The 13,572-nt window shown below is 71.1% G+C and carries 13 protein-coding genes; 2 read left to right on the forward strand and 11 right to left on the reverse strand.

Annotated elements, in window-relative coordinates; all coding sequences use genetic code 11:
- Positions 1–42: 42 nt before the first annotated feature.
- The 7 genes from AC068B_RS21725 to AC068B_RS21755 all read right to left on the reverse strand — a co-directional run bounded on the left by AC068B_RS21725 (position 43) and on the right by AC068B_RS21755 (position 6,242).
- Positions 43–522 (reverse strand): GNAT family N-acetyltransferase, encoded by a 480-nt coding sequence (locus AC068B_RS21725; protein ID WP_478673317.1) that lies wholly within the window; start codon positions 520–522, stop codon positions 43–45.
- On the reverse strand, positions 519–1,682 hold the full coding sequence (locus AC068B_RS21730; RefSeq protein ID WP_478673318.1) for an acyltransferase family protein: 1,164 nt from the start codon (positions 1,680–1,682) through the stop codon (positions 519–521). The genes AC068B_RS21725 and AC068B_RS21730 overlap by 4 nt, the downstream gene beginning before the upstream one ends.
- A 294-nt stretch (positions 1,683–1,976) precedes the next feature.
- Positions 1,977–3,431 carry an argininosuccinate synthase gene (gene argG / locus AC068B_RS21735; protein ID WP_478673319.1) on the reverse strand — a complete coding sequence of 485 codons (1,455 nt, stop codon included), beginning with the start codon at positions 3,429–3,431 and terminating at the stop codon, positions 1,977–1,979.
- Between the two features lie 88 nt (positions 3,432–3,519).
- Positions 3,520–4,389 carry an alpha/beta fold hydrolase gene (locus AC068B_RS21740; RefSeq protein ID WP_478673320.1) on the reverse strand — a complete coding sequence of 290 codons (870 nt, stop codon included), beginning with the start codon at positions 4,387–4,389 and terminating at the stop codon, positions 3,520–3,522.
- Between the two features lie 74 nt (positions 4,390–4,463).
- Positions 4,464–4,871, reverse strand: coding sequence for a hypothetical protein (locus AC068B_RS21745; protein WP_478673321.1), 408 nt, complete (start codon positions 4,869–4,871; stop codon positions 4,464–4,466).
- A gap of 105 nt (positions 4,872–4,976) precedes the next feature.
- A complete protein-coding gene (locus AC068B_RS21750; RefSeq protein ID WP_478673322.1) occupies positions 4,977–5,576 on the reverse strand; it encodes a hypothetical protein in 600 nt (199 codons plus the stop codon).
- Between the two features lie 192 nt (positions 5,577–5,768).
- Positions 5,769–6,242 carry an HAD domain-containing protein gene (locus AC068B_RS21755; protein WP_478673746.1) on the reverse strand — a complete coding sequence of 158 codons (474 nt, stop codon included), beginning with the start codon at positions 6,240–6,242 and terminating at the stop codon, positions 5,769–5,771.
- 60 nt (positions 6,243–6,302) lie between these two features.
- On the opposite strand from AC068B_RS21755, the gene AC068B_RS21760 reads away from it, so the two are divergent.
- Positions 6,303–8,351, forward strand: coding sequence for a hypothetical protein (locus tag AC068B_RS21760; protein WP_478673323.1), 2,049 nt, complete (start codon positions 6,303–6,305; stop codon positions 8,349–8,351).
- On the opposite strand, the gene AC068B_RS21765 is transcribed toward AC068B_RS21760, so the two are convergent.
- The 4 genes from AC068B_RS21765 to AC068B_RS21780 form a co-directional block, all read right to left on the reverse strand.
- Positions 8,293–9,672 (reverse strand): MFS transporter, encoded by a 1,380-nt coding sequence (locus AC068B_RS21765; protein ID WP_478673324.1) that lies wholly within the window; start codon positions 9,670–9,672, stop codon positions 8,293–8,295. The two genes, AC068B_RS21760 and AC068B_RS21765, sit on opposite strands and share 59 nt — an antisense overlap.
- A gap of 81 nt (positions 9,673–9,753) precedes the next feature.
- The gene (locus AC068B_RS21770; RefSeq protein ID WP_478673325.1) at positions 9,754–10,113 is read right to left on the reverse strand and encodes an ArsR/SmtB family transcription factor; all 360 of its coding nucleotides are present in this window, start codon (positions 10,111–10,113) and stop codon (positions 9,754–9,756) included.
- Positions 10,114–10,160: 47 nt separating this feature from the next.
- A complete protein-coding gene (locus tag AC068B_RS21775) occupies positions 10,161–11,234 on the reverse strand; it encodes a methyltransferase (protein WP_478673326.1) in 1,074 nt (357 codons plus the stop codon).
- A 163-nt stretch (positions 11,235–11,397) separates the two neighbouring features.
- Positions 11,398–12,882: an MFS transporter gene (locus AC068B_RS21780; RefSeq protein ID WP_478673327.1), complete on the reverse strand. Its 1,485-nt coding sequence runs from the start codon at positions 12,880–12,882 to the stop codon at positions 11,398–11,400.
- A gap of 217 nt (positions 12,883–13,099) precedes the next feature.
- Between AC068B_RS21780 and AC068B_RS21785 the strand changes: the two genes are divergently transcribed.
- The gene (locus AC068B_RS21785; protein ID WP_478673328.1) at positions 13,100–13,546 is read left to right on the forward strand and encodes a MarR family winged helix-turn-helix transcriptional regulator; all 447 of its coding nucleotides are present in this window, start codon (positions 13,100–13,102) and stop codon (positions 13,544–13,546) included.
- The last annotated feature ends 26 nt before the right edge of the window (positions 13,547–13,572 follow it).

The following is a 13,572-nucleotide window of genomic DNA, read 5'->3' on the forward strand; positions in this document are numbered from 1 at the left end:
CGGGGGGTCCGTCGGTCTGGCGGACAATGCGCTGCTCCTCGTTCAGGGTGTGTCAGGACAACGGTCCTGGTCGGCCTCGGGTTCCCTGATCACTTTCCGCCGCAGGAGCGCCGCGTGCCACCCGATGCGGCGCCAGGGCTCGGTGAGGGGGCCGGGGCGCATGCGGGGGTCCATGTGCGGGCAGCGGGTCCCGCCGGAAGGGAACGCGGTCCCCGTCTCGTCCTCCATGACGGCGAAGAAGCGGCGCCCCGCGGACGACTGCCGTGACGTGGACCAGGTGTACCCCACGCATGCGGCGAGGGCGGTGTGGACGGCGTGCCGTCCGAGGCCCTGGCCCTGCCAGTGGGCGGCGACGGCGATGCTGCCGATGTACCCGAGCCGACAGGGGTGGCAGACCTGGTATTCGAGGCTGCCGACCTGCCGGTGGTCGGGGCCCAGGATGGTGACGGCCCGGCGTCCCGCAGGCAGCGTCTCGACGACGCGCTCGTAGTGGACGGCGGGAGGCCGGGCCGGCGGGGTCACTTGGTTCTTTCCACGTTTCCCTGCCCCTTGGCGAGGGCGGCCGCGTCCTGTTTGAAGGCCCAGGTCATCTTCGGCTCCATGGCGAAGCGGAACATGCGCTGCACCGGTGGGGTGCACAGGAGTGTGATCACCGTTCCGGCGAGGAGGGTCACGGTGATCTCGCCGAGCGGGCGGTGGATCCAGTCGGCGTCGTACCAGTCCCAGAAGCGGGATCCCTTGGCGAGGAAGCCGTGCAGCAGGTAGCCGTACAGCGTGCCTGCGCCCAGTGCCGTGAACCACAGCCTGCGTCCGGGCACCCAGGCGAAGAAGCAGGCGACGAGCACCAGCGAGCAGCCGAAGAGCCCGATCGTCATGACGGCGCCTGACCAGCCGGGGGCGGCCAGTTCCTGGGCGCTGTCGCGTCGGTAGAACCACGCCGCGTTCATGCGCGGGGCCGCCCAGTAGGCGAAGGCGAGGGCCATGGCGAAGACGGGCAGGGCCAGGATCCGCGCCTCCCGGCGGCGCACCATCTGGAAGTGGGCCGGTTTCAGGACGAGGCCGAGTACGAAGAAGGGCAGGAACTGCAGGACGCGCTGCAGGTCGAGGTCGTCACCGATGTCGGGTGACACGGACGCGAGGACGGCGATGGCGAGCGCGAGTGGCAGCGGCCATCGGACGATCTTCCAGAGGGGCGTCGTGAGCCGCCAGATGAACAGGGCGGCCAGGAACCAGGTCAGGTACCAGGGGTCGAGCAGGCTGATGGGGTAGTCCGGGTCGCCGCCCGCCCACCGCTTGAAGAAGGTGTACGCGACTTCGAAGACCACGTAGGGCACGGCGATTCCCGTGACCAGGCGTTTGATGCGGTTCGGGCTCGCGTCGAAGCTGCGGGAGAAGTAGCCGGAGATGACGATGAACGCCGGCATGTGGAAGGTGTAGACGGTGATGTAGAGCGCGGCGGCGGCCCTGCTGTCGCCGCGCAGCGGTTCCCATGCGTGCCCCATCGCGACGAGGACGATCGCCAGGTACTTGGCGTTGTCGAAGAACGAGTCCCGCTGCTTGCCCGGTTTCGCCGTCTCAGCGGTCTTCGGGGGCCTGCTCGCGGCAGGGGCAGGGGCGGGTGCGGGCCGTTGGGGAGGCAGCGCCAGCGCATGGCGGCCTGTCGGCCGTGAGATCTCACTCAAGATGCCTCCCACAATGAACCTGGGCCTGCGAAATCGCGTCTTGCCATGAATGCGGGTGATGCGCCGTCGCAGAACATCTCCGGCACCTTAGCCATACTTCTACAGTCGCGTAAAACCCCACTGGTCGTGGGGCTCACCACACGGGACCGGCGCCACACAGGACAGACGACACACGTCGACCGCACCCGAGTACCCACTGAGACGTCAACGAATCAGAGGCGCCGTCGAAACGGACAGGGGCCGGTTCGACACCTCCTGGTGTCGAACCGGCCCCTTGTGCCCTGGTACGTACGGTCAGTCCGTGCCGAACTCCATCGCGGCGCGGTCCAGCGCCGCGTCCTCGGTGGAGACCTGGCCGCGGGAGGCGATGGCCTCGGCGCCGCCCTCCGGCATCTCCGACATGGTGCCGATCAGGCCGGTGGCGGCGGCCTGTGCGGCGCCGATGGACGGGTTGGCGGTGCCGATCAGACCGAGGCCCGCGTACTGCTCCAGCTTGGCGCGGGAGTCGGCGATGTCGAGGTTGCGCATGGTGAGCTGGCCGATCCGGTCCACCGGGCCGAACGCCGAGTCCTCGGTGCGCTCCATGGACAGCTTGTCCGGGTGGTAGCTGAACGCCGGGCCCGTGGTGTCGAGGATCGAGTAGTCCTCGCCACGCCGCAGCCGCAGCGTCACCTCGCCGGTGATGGCCGCGCCCACCCAGCGCTGCAGCGACTCGCGCACCATCAGGGCCTGCGGGTCGAGCCAACGGCCCTCGTACATCAGCCGACCGAGGCGCCGACCCTCGTTGTGGTACTGCGCGAGGGTGTCCTCGTTGTGGATCGCGTTGACCAGGCGCTCGTACGCCGCGTGCAGCAGGGCCATGCCGGGCGCCTCATAGATGCCGCGGCTCTTGGCCTCGATGATCCGGTTCTCGATCTGGTCCGACATGCCCATGCCGTGACGGCCGCCGATGGCGTTGGCCTCCATCACCAGGTCGACGGCGGAGGCGAACTCCTTGCCGTTGATGGTCACGGGGCGGCCCTGGTCGAAGCCGATCGTCACGTCCTCGGCGGCGATCTCGACCGACGGGTCCCAGAACTTCACGCCCATGATCGGTTCCACGGTCTCGACGCCCGTGTTCAGGTGCTCGAGGATCTTGGCCTCATGCGTCGCACCCCAGATGTTGGCGTCGGTGGAGTACGCCTTCTCGGTGCTGTCCCGGTACGGCAGCTCGTGGGCCAGGAGCCACTCCGACATCTCCTTGCGGCCGCCGAGCTCGGTGACGAAGTCCGCGTCCAGCCAGGGCTTGTAGATCCGCAGCTGCGGGTTGGCCAGCAGGCCGTACCGGTAGAACCGCTCGATGTCGTTGCCCTTGAAGGTCGAGCCGTCGCCCCAGATCTGGACGTCGTCCTCGAGCATCGCCCGGACCAGGAGGGTGCCGGTGACGGCGCGGCCGAGCGGCGTGGTGTTGAAGTACGCGCGTCCGCCGGAGCGGATGTGGAACGCCCCGCAGGTCAGCGCGGCAAGGCCCTCTTCCACCAGCGCGGCGCGGCAGTCGACCAGGCGTGCGATCTCCGCGCCGTAGGCCTTGGCGCGGCCGGGCACCGAGGCGATGTCGGGCTCGTCGTACTGCCCGATGTCGGCGGTGTAGGTGCACGGGACGGCGCCCTTGTCGCGCATCCACGCGACCGCGACGGAGGTGTCGAGACCGCCCGAGAAGGCGATGCCGACGCGCTCGCCGGCGGGGAGGGAGGTGAGGACCTTAGACATAGGAAGAGTATGCATCATCTCGCATGGTCATGCAAAAACGGCGTCGCGGGACCGTTCCGGGGCACGTCTCGGCCGGCCTACGAGCGGCTTACGAGGCGCCGTCGAGAACCTGGCGCAGTCGATGCGCGAACTCGTCCGGCTTCCCCGGATATCCGAATTCCCCGTCGAGGAACCCGCCGTGATGGCTCGGGAACACGGTCACCCGCTGCCCGAGCAGTCCGGCGGTCGCGACGGCGGTGCGTCCGGTCAGCACGCCTTCGGACTCCTCGCCCACAGCGATCACGATGCGGGTCGGCGAAGCGGCGAGCGCGTCGGCGTCCGGCCGATAGCCGCCGACCGCCTCTGACCGGTCGGACAGCAGCGGATCGTCCCGTGAGCCGTCGTCGCCCGTGGGCATCCCGAGCGCGGCGGGATCGGCCTCCGGCTGTGCGAAGTACGCGTCGGTGAACTCTCCCTGCCACGAGGTCATGGCCACGAAGGCGGCCATCCCGGCCCCCCATCCCCGCTTCTCGTAGGCCTCCCGGACTCCGGTCCACGCCCGCTCGGCCGCAGGGGCGTCCGGCGTGAGGGTGATGAGCGGCGGCTCGTGCGCGACCAGAGTGGTCACGTCGGCGGGATACTTCGCCACGACCTCGAGCGCGGTCACCGCTCCGCCACTGCTGGCGAACATCTCGACCGGCCCGGCCCCGAGCGCCTCGATGACGGCGTGCACGTCGTCGGCCTGGGTCTGCGGCGTGTGGTCGACCCGCCCGTCCTTACGGGTGCTGCGACCGAGCCCGCGCGGGTCGTAGGTGGCCACGGTCCGCTCGGGGAAGCGCGCGGCGAGCGCGGCGAAGCCGGTGGCGTCCATGGGCTGCCCGATCATGAACAACGGCGGGCGTCCGTCTGTGGTCGGCAGCGGCCCACGAACGTCATAGACGAGGTCCGCGCCGACTGCCTCAAGCGTGCGAGTCTCCATACCCGTGCAGACCGGCCCCGTCACGGAAACTCATCGGCCCGGATGCAGGTACGGGTGCGGTGCGGGTGCAGAGCTCAGGCCGCCCCGTCGAACGGAGTGATGCGGCGGTAGGCGGCCCGGGCGTACCACACCCGGGCCGCCGCCGTGCCGATGAGGGCGGCGGCCAGCAGGCACGCCACCCAGCCGGGGTCCCGGTGCCCGGCCCAGGAGAGCTCCCCGGTGGGGTGGGCGGCGAACACGTTGAGCAGGGCCCAGCAGAGCAGGGCCGTGCCCGGTGCCGCGACGAACCGGCCGAGCGTGCCGACCAGGGCTGCCAGCACGGACAGCGCCGCGAGAGCGAGGCCGGTGCGGTCGAGCGCGCCGAGCAGGTCGAACGCGATGACCAGCACCAGGGAGCCCGAACAGGCCGTCGTCCAGACGAACGGCGTGGCCATGGGTTCAGGGACGGCCCTTGCGCCCTTGGCGATGTACCGCCACTCCACCACCGTCGTTCCTCCCCACCACCGGGTGCCGGGCGCCACACCGGCCCCCGGCCTTCCCCCGGTCGGCCGATTGTCCCACCCCGTGCCGGGAACGCCGAGGTCGGATCAGTAGAGCTTGTTCACTGCCGTGGCCGTCGTGGTCTTGAAGTCGGCGACCTGAGCGTTCGCGAAACTGCCCATCTGACCCCAGTGCACGAGCGTCACCGTGTTGCCGTCACGGCCCACCGAGAACATGTTGATGTCGGTGGCCCCCCACGTGGCGGTCGTGTGGACGCCGTAGACGTGGGCGCCCTCCTCGGCGTTCACCTTGCCGTAGTACTTCTGCTCCGCGGTGATGTCGGGGTTCTCCTGCATCACCTTCTTCGCGCAGCCGTCGAGGTCCTTGCGCAGCAGGGCGGCGAAGTCCTTGGCCCGCTGCTCGCTGCGCTCGACCACGGTCACCTGGAGCGCGTTGGTGTCGAGCTCGGTGCGGTAGGCGCGGTGCACCGAGATCGACGGCAGCGCTTCGCCGACGCACATCGGCAGCGGGTCCGGCTGCCCTGCCGTCACGGGCCCGGCGGTCCAGGCCGACGAGGCGTGCGGCGGCAGTTCGCTCGGCGACAGGAAGCGGGGTGTCCCGGCCGCGGCGGCCGGTACGGTTCCGGCGACGACACCGGCCGCTGCCAGCGCGGCTCCCACGGCGAGCAGTCCCTTGTTCACACGCATGTTCAACTCCATTGTTTCCCCCAACAACTCATCCGGTCGGCGTGCTTGTCCGGGACCATCCGCGCGTCAGAAACCGCTCCCCTGATCCCACGCTCCATACGACCCGCGACCCCACAGGCTCGTTGCCCTCTCCCACGTCACAGCTCCGTCTCCGGTGTCACCGAACGGCAACAGCGTGACACCCGAGGGGAGTCACCGCGCGCGCAGCCACGCGTCCAGGGCACGGAAATCCGCGTCGACGAGTCCGCGGCGCGCGTCCACCCGGTGGAGCAGGGCCCGCCCCGGGTGGTGGGCCGCCGTCCAGGCCCGGTCGGCTTCGGTGATCTCGTCGTCGACCCATGCGAAGGCTCGTCCGGCCGCGTGCGCGACGAGCGTGCGGGTCTTCCAGTGCAGCCCGCCCCGCTCGTCCGCGTCCGACGGTTCGGGCCACACCACCAGGGGCAGCGCGGGCAGACCGAGCCGCGGTGCGACGTACTCGTTGGCGTCCGACATCCACGTGGTCGCCCACACCAAGTCACAGGGCAGCGCCAGCAGTCGGGGGCCGAGCCGCGGGTCGGCCCTGGGCAGGAGCGGATTCGCCGCGGCCTCCCGCGACGCGGGCCCGACATCGTAGGTCGGATATGGGCGCCGAACCCTGCCCCGCCTCGGCTGTGACCATCGCAGGATTCACTCGTTTGACGGAGGTCAGGACGCAACGTCGTCAGCCTTCGGAAGGTCTCTCGACCGATGAGCACATCGCAACGGCGCCGGGCCTCGGCGTTCGAACCCGTGGCCCTCGACCATGCCGAGGCCGTCATCGTCGACCAGTACACGCGGCTCGTACGCCTCGCCTACCTCATACTTCCCGGCAAACTCAGCCGTCACCGGCGCGTTCTCGCCGCCCATTCCCTGGTACAGCGCGCCCTGCCCGGCTTCCGGGTGCGGCACACGAAGGCCTGGGTTCCGCTGCCGCGGAAGGGTGAGGGGGCGTCTGAGGCGCCGGAGACGGAGCCTGCCAGGACGGGCACGGCGTGGATGACCGCGCGTGTTCTGGGCTCGGCGCTGGCCCACGACCGGCGGCCGCGCGGGTGGCCGAACCGTCTGCCGCCGCCCCGCGCGCTGCGCCCGGCGCTCCCGGTGGTCTGGGGGCTGAGGCTGTTCCCCCGCGCGGGCGGCGCGGAGGAGATCGCGCTGGCGCAGGTCCTCTCGGAGCTCTCCGCGCCTGCCCGCGCGGCGTTCGTACTGTGCAGGCTGGACGGCCTGCCGCACTCCGAGGTCGTGGAACTGCTGGCCGCGGCCGACGTGTCCGATCCGGAGGCAGCGCTGCAGGCCGCCTGCCGCGTCGAGGAGTCGGTCGGGGCGGCGGCGGGAACGCTGCTGCGTTCGCAGGAGTTCGACGCCTGTTCCGTGCAGACCAGGCCCACCGACCTGCTGCGCCGCAGACGCCGGATCCGGCTCGCCTGGTGCGCGGCGGGAATCGCCTCGATCAGCTGCGCGGCGCTGCTGACGGTCGGCCCCGTTCCCCTCTCGAGCGACGAGCCGACGCGGCCTGCCGCGGGGCGCTCGGCGATCAGTGCCGACGCGTTGCTCCACACCTCGCCCGACGTATGGGCCGACACCTCGCGGGTGGACTTCAGCGCGTGGCCGGCGCGCGGTTCCCGCATCGGCGACCGCACCCTCCTCACCCGCGCGCTCGCCGCGTGGACCGAACCTCCGCCCGGCACCCACATCGGCGCTTCCCAGGCCACGACCACCGAACCGCCGCCCAGGGGAACCCAGTTGCTCTACGCCGGTGACGTGGGCGGCGAGGCGGTCGTGCTCTTCTACGACGGCAGGCGCGTGGTCCGCTACGTCGAGCCCGCCTCCCCGACGGAGCCCGCGTCCCTGGACTTCTCGCGCGCCGACGACTCCGACGTGACCACGGCCGCGGCGCTCGCCGTCAGCCGCAAGGACGGCAGGATCCGCTACCTCACCGCTCCGTGGATCGCGGAGGCCAGGACGCGCGACCTGCTGCGCCCCAACTCCCCCGGCCAACCGCTCGACGTATCCGGTCAGGGCCTCACCGCGGCCGTCGAAGCCCCCTCGGCCGCGAGTTCGTGCGACAGCATGCCCGTACTCCAACTGCGCTCGTCCAACCGCATCGTGGAGAAGCACGCCTTCATCGTCGCCGACCTGGGCGACCTCACTCCCGCGCACCTCAGCTACACCCCGCTGCCCGGCACCGGCGCACCGGCCCGCCAGCCGCGCGAGGCCACCAGCGGCACGGCACTGCAGAGCTGGGCCCGGGGCGCGTGCCGTCTCTCCGAGCTGCGCGGCAACGGCGTGCGGGCCGTCAACCATTGGGACTACGCCGCACAGGACCTGCCCGAGGACGGCGGCCGAGCCGTGTGGTCCTGCACGCGCGCCTCGACCTGGCGCGGGCCGGGGAGCGTCCTGCTCCAGTTCCGCACGTCCGCCGAGGCCGCGACGGCTCCGGCGAAGATCGTCGGGCGGGCCCGCTCGACCGCCGCCTGCAGCCGGTTCGGGCAGCACGTCGTGGCCGACACGCGGTGGACGGCGGGTTCGGGGCACCGGTACCTCCTCGCCGCGGGCAGCCGCGACATCACCCGGATCATGGTCACCGGGGACGTCGACACGGAACGGCGCGGCCGCACCCTGGCCGCCCGGGCACCCGAGGACGCACGGGTGACGGTGCGGGCCCATCTCGCGGACGGCGAGGACCTGGACGAGGTCAGCGCTAGTGCGAACCCGCGGCATGGCCCGGCGCAGGCCAGCTCGGGTGGCGGACGTCGATGACGTAGTCGTGCGCGTGTCGCCAGCCGTGGGGTCCCGCGTGCGCGTCGGCGAGGTGCGGGTCGTCGGCGGGCAGGGTGGTGTGGACGTGGGCGAGGCGGGTCGGGTCGTGGACCGGCCACAACAGCGCGGCCACGGCCGCGGCGGCGAGCGCGAGGCCGGTGAGCGTCGCCGCCGCGGTGGTCATCCCCGCGGTGGCGGCCAGCCATCCCGCGAGCGGATAGGTGAGCAGCCAGCAGCCGTGGCTCAGCGCGAACTGGGCGGCGAACGCGGCCGGCAGATCGGCGGGCGCGGCCGAGCGACGGATCAGCCCGCCGACAGGGGTCAGGACCATCGACGAGCCCGCACCGAGGGCCGCCCAGGCGGCCAGCAGCCCGCCCCAGGACCAAGTGGTGCCGTGCGCGAGGCCCGCGGTGAGCAGGGCGAGGACCGCACCGAGCGCGAACCCGGCGGGCAGCATGACCTTGCGGTCACCGAAGCGCTCGACGGCGCGCGGCAGGACCAGGGCAGCCACCATCGAACCGGCCCCGAACGCGCCCAGGGCCAGCGACACCGCGCCCGCCCCGCGATGCAGGTGTTCCCTGACGAGCACCACCGTGTTGACGATGACCATGGATCCGGCGGCGGCCGCGACGAGGTCCAGGGCGAGCAGGGCGCGCAGCCGGGGCGTGGCCAAGTGGAGCCGAGCCCCGAACGTCGCCCTGGCACGAACACTGCGGACAACACTGCCGCCGCTGAGGCCCTCGACCGGTCGAGGCGCGGGCAGCACGACCGAAAGAACCAGCGCCGCGGACGCGAGGAAGCCGAGAGCCGTCCCGGCGAACAGCCAGTTGTAGGTGACCATCGCGAGCAGCGCGGCGGCCAGCGCCGGGCTGAGCAGGCTCTCCAGTTCGTAGGCGAGCCGGGAGAGGGACAGGGCGCGCAGGTAGTCGCGCTCGTCGGGCAGGATTTCGGGGATGGTCGCCTGGAAGGTGGGCGTGAAGGCGGCGGAGGCGGCCTGCAGCAGGAAGATGAGGACGTACACCTGCCACACCTGGTTCACGAAGGGCAGGACGAGCGCGATCCCGGCCCGGACGCCGTCCATCGTCGCCAACAAGGTGCGGCGGGGCACCCGGTCGGCGAAGGCGCTGATCAACGGGGCGAGGCCCACGTAGGCGACCATCTTGATCGCCAGCGCGGTGCCAAGGACCGCGGAGGCGTCCGCCCCCGCGAGGTCGTACGCGAGGAGGCTCAGCGCCACAGTGGCCAGGCCCGTCCCCATCAGGGCGACGATCTGAGCGGTGAACAGGCGGCGATAGGTGCGGTTGTGCAGCGCTGAGCGCATGACGGCGTCCCCTGGGTCGGTGGCCCGGACACCTTCACGGTAGTTGACGTGTGCGCATCTGCGCACACGTCAACAATAAAATTACGAGTGCCAGGGCGCTCCGGTCACCTGGTGGTCCGCGTGGTTCAACGCCTCGGTGACCAACCGTCGCAGATGACCGTCCCGCAGCGAATACACCATGCGGCGCCCGTCCTTGCGGGCCTGCACCAGACCCGCGAGCCGGAGCTTGGCCAGATGCTGGCTCACCGCCGGTCGCGCCGCCTCGCTCTCCGAGGCCAGCTCGGTGACATCCGCCTCTCCCCTGGCAAGCAGCCACAGCAGGTGCAGCCGGGTGGGGTCGGCGAGCAGCGCGAACACGGTCGTGGCGGTCTCCAACTGCGCCCTGCCCGGACTCCGCTGGTGCCCATGGCGTGCAGGTGAGGTTTCCGTGCGCTCCGGCATGGGCTCATCGTAGGGCCGTACGCTCCCTCACCCAGGCGGAGAAGCCTTTAGGAGCTGGTCGCCTCGATCACGCACATGGGCCCGCCCGTCTGCACCACGCGGTCGAGGCGGAAGCCCGAACCCGACAGCAGGGACTGCCAGTCGGCACGGCTGCGTTCCCGGCCTTCCACCATGCCCATCATCGTGAGGTCGAGCAGCGTCGCGACCTCCGGGGCCGCGCCCTCGCCCAGGACGGTCTCCACCAGGAAGAGGCGGGCGCCGGTTCCGGCGGCCTCACGGATGCGGTCCAGTACGGTGGCGCACTGCTCGTCGTTCCAGTCGTGGAGGATGAAGCAGGCCAGGTACGCGTCCGCGCCCGGCGGCACGCTCTCGAAGAAGTCGCCGCCCCAGGTGCCGATCCGGTCGGACACCCCGGCATCGCGCAGCACGGGCCCGGCAGCGGTCACGACGTGCGGCAGGTCGAAGACGGTGCCCCACAGCCACTCGTGCCGCCGGGCGAGCGTGGCGAGCGCCGTGCCGTCGGCGCCGCCGATGTCGACCAGGTGGTGCACCTTGCGCAGGTCGAGGCTGTCGAGGGCGTCGCGCCGGAGCGCGAGCAGGTTGCCCATGGCGGCGTTGAAGCCGTCGACGCGGTCCTGCTCCTCCGCGAGCCAGTCGAAGAGCGGCTTGCCCAACTCGCGTTCGGCGGCGGGGACTCCGTCGTGCAGGGTGGACCAGAGGCTCGCGAAGGGTCCGTAGTGGGTGTCCATCCACATGAGGGCCACATCGCGCAGCGAATCGTCGGCGTCGCCGCACAGGGTGTGGCCCAGCGGTCCGAGGCCGACGGTGTCCTGGTCCGCGTCGAAGGCGAAGACCTGCTCGGCGGCGAGGGTGCGTACCAGTCGCCGTAACAGGTCGGGGCGGACACCGGCGGCCTCGGCCGCCTCGGCAACCGGCCTGGGGCCGTCGGCCAGTTGGTCGGCCACACCCGCGCGGGCGATGACGTACAGGGCCTGGGATACCTGGAATCCGCCGAGCAGGCGCAGCATCGCCACGGCCGGGGCGCGCCCGCCTGAGGCGGAGCCTGCGTCGGTGGTGGAACCTGCGTCGGTGGTGGAAGAGGAGGGTCCGTTCAGCAACATGACCGAGGGCCTACCCCGGGGATGATCGCGCGCCACCCTCCTCTTCCGCCTGTGGCTGAAAGGCTCTGCGCGACCGTACTGAACGGGCCACCGCCCTCCGCTATCCGGCGCGCCAGGTAAAGCTCCAGGTCAAGCCGCCGATCAGGCGCGAAGCGGGCCCGGATCAGGCCTTCGTCTCCGGCATCCCGGAGACCGTGGCGGGCGCCGGGACCGCGGCGGGTTCGCCCCGGTCGGCGTCGGCTGTCGGACGTACGGGGATGAGCGAGGCGACGACCGCGGCCGTCAGAGCCACTCCGCAGCCGATCGCCATGGCGACGCGGAAGCCGTTCTCGGAGGGCAGGGCGTAGCCCCCGAAGTCCGTGGTCATCTGGGCAAGGACAACACCGATGACGGCCGCAGAGACGGAGCTGCCGATCGAACGCATCAGGGTGTTGAAGCTGTTGGCCGACGCGGTCTCCGAAGGAGGCACGGCGCCCATGATGAGGGCGGGCATCGCACCGTAGGCGAAGCCGACTCCCGTGTTGCAGACGATCGTCACGATCAGCAGGCTCCAGGTGGAACCGGAGCTGATCAGGGGCAGGGCCAGGCCGTAGCCCACGGCGATGACGAGACTGCCCACGGCGAGGGTGACCTTGGGGCCGCGGGCGGCGGACAGCTTGGCACCCAAGGGCGACATGGCCATCATCATCAGACCGGCCGGTGCCATCCACAGGCCCATGGCGACCATCGACTGGCCCAGGCCGTAGCCGGTGGCTTCGGGGAGCTGGAGCAACTGCGGTACGACCAACGACTGGGCGTACATGGAGAATCCGACCAGGACCGAGGCCGCGTTCGTCATCAGTACCTGGGGGCGGGCGGTCACCCGCAGGTCGACCAGCGGGTCGCTCAGGCGCAGTTCCCACCAGGCCCAGGCCAGCAGCGTGACGACGGCACCGGCGAACAGGCCCAGCGTGGTGGCGCTCCCCCAGCCCCAGTCGGCCCCCTTGGAGACGCCGAGCAGCAGGCAGATCAGCCCGGCTCCCAGGCCGACGGCGCCGAGCCCGTCGAAGCCGCCGCGCGCGGTGTTCTCCCGGTCTTCGGGTACGAGGGTGAGGATCAGGGCGCCGACGGCGAGGGCCAGTGCGGCGACGACCCAGAACAGCACACGCCAGCTGGCGTTCTCGGCGATCGCGGCCGCGAGCGGGAGGCCGAGCGCGCCGCCCACGCCCATGGACGCGCTCATGATGGCGATGGCCGAGCCGAGGCGCTCCGCGGGCATGATGTCGCGCAGCAGGCTGATCCCGAGCGGTACGACGCCCATGCCCATGCCCTGCAGTCCGCGTCCGGCGACCATCGGGACGACGGACGAGGACAGGGCGCACACCACGGAGCCCACGAGCAGGGGCATCAGGGATGCGAGCAGCATGCGGCGCTTGCCGAACATGTCGCCGAGGCGCCCGGCGACGGGCGTCGCCACGGCGGCGGCCAGCAGGGTGGCCGTGATGACCCACGAGGCGTTGGACGAGGAGGTGTCGAGCAGGTCGGGGAGTTCCGCGATCAGCGGCACGACCAAGGTCTGCGTGATCGCGGCCACGATGCCGCCGAAGGCGAGGATGCCGATCACGGCACCCGGCCTGGTCGCTCTGGTCGCTGGTTGTGCACTGTCCACGGGTGCTCCCTGTTGCTGCCGTGCCGTGGCACGACACCACGGGACCGTTGTGCACCGTACACGAGATATGCATGATGCATGAGATGTGCACCATGCATTCCATGTGCAGCATGCACACAATCCGTGATATATCTACTCACGGGCGGCCGCCTGGACCGTTCCGGCCCGTTCCGACCCGACCGGGAGGCGACGGGAGGCAAGCCGAAGGGAAGCTCGCATGGACAAGCCGCTGGATCAGATCGAGTTCGAGACCATGCTCCTCGGCCGCCACATGAGCCTGCTCACTTCACGCGGCGGCGAGCGGCTCGATCGCAGCGCCTACATCCTCCTCAGCCGCATCCAGACCGAAGGCCCCATGTCCATCGGGCAGTTGAGGGATGCGTTCGGCCTGGACACCTCCACCCTGAACCGGCAGACCGCCGCCATGCTGCGCGCCGGTGTCGTCGAGCGCATCCCCGATCCCGACGGCGGCATCGCCCGCAAGTTCGCCATCACGGAGGACGGCGAGCGGCGCCTGGCCAACGACCGGTCCGAGAACCTCACGGGCCTGGGGAAGCTCCTCGCCGAGTGGACGCCGGAGGAAGCGACTCAGCTCGCGGACTGCCTCGGCCGCCTCAACCGTGACATCGAACGCCTCGACGGCCGCCCCTGGCCGCGCGACTGATCGACTCAGCGACCGTCTGCCGCCCA

This window comes from Streptomyces sp. NPDC042371 (genome assembly GCF_056437465.1).